The 811-nt window shown below is 41.3% G+C and carries 1 protein-coding gene; it reads right to left on the bottom strand.

Features of this window, described 5'->3' with window-relative positions:
• On the bottom strand, positions 1 to 682 hold a 682-nt coding region (locus tag AB4517_RS20610; protein ID WP_372149725.1), incomplete at its 3' end, for an alginate lyase family protein.
• Positions 683 to 811: the final 129 nt, after the last annotated feature.

The raw sequence follows: 811 nt of genomic DNA, 5'->3' as shown, positions 1-811 counted from the left end.
GACCTTCCATGTAGTAGCCAGAAGGTGCAAATAACTGAGAAACTTGCGCTAGGAAACCGCCAGTATCATTACGGTCAATGCCGTACACTGACATTTCTAGGTATTCACGTTTGCCTAAAGCAAGACCACAAATACCCACAGCGGCTACAGCCCAAATACCGTGATTGTGAATACGGTCGAAGTCGTGTGCGTATTTAACGGTGAACATTTCTAGCATGGGTTCAAAAATGCGAGACTCAATGTTGTCACGCTGCTCTTGTGTCAGTGTTGAAGCAACACAAGAGTAAGCTAAGCTTGAGAACATTAACCAACAGTGTTCGTTCAGGATTTGGTGGAACAAACGACCTGTAGGGTTGGTGTTTTTCTGTACGTGGTAATCAAACGTTAGATATTTGTCTGCGTACTCTTCTAGTAATTCAGTAACAAAGTCAGCGTATTTTTGCTCTTTAGTGATCAAGAACATGCGACCAGCTAGATTCATGTACGTGTAATTTTGCTTATGGCGGTTATGTTCGTAACCCCCAGCTTCACCATGACCTGGGACATCAATAGGTAAACGCATGAATGCTTCTAGATCTTTCGCGTTCGCTGCAATGGTTTTGCCCATTAAGCTAGAACGGCCCACTTCAAGATGAAGCTGCTCGATTTCTGCTTCAGTCAACAATACTGGTTTAGTCGTCATATTCTTTGTCACCCTCAATAAAGAGTTTATCTGCTTAAACTTTGATTAAATTTTCAAACTCCATATAAAGTAATACAATATGAGCTTTAATTATACCTATTCGTCGCTAAATGATGAGTAGAGTCACAT

Source organism: Vibrio sp. 10N.222.52.C3 (genome assembly GCF_041474195.1).
Lineage (GTDB): Bacteria > Pseudomonadota > Gammaproteobacteria > Enterobacterales > Vibrionaceae > Vibrio > Vibrio crassostreae_C.
Note: the sequence above shows the minus strand (reverse complement) of the source record. Positions and strands in the feature narration are given on the sequence as shown.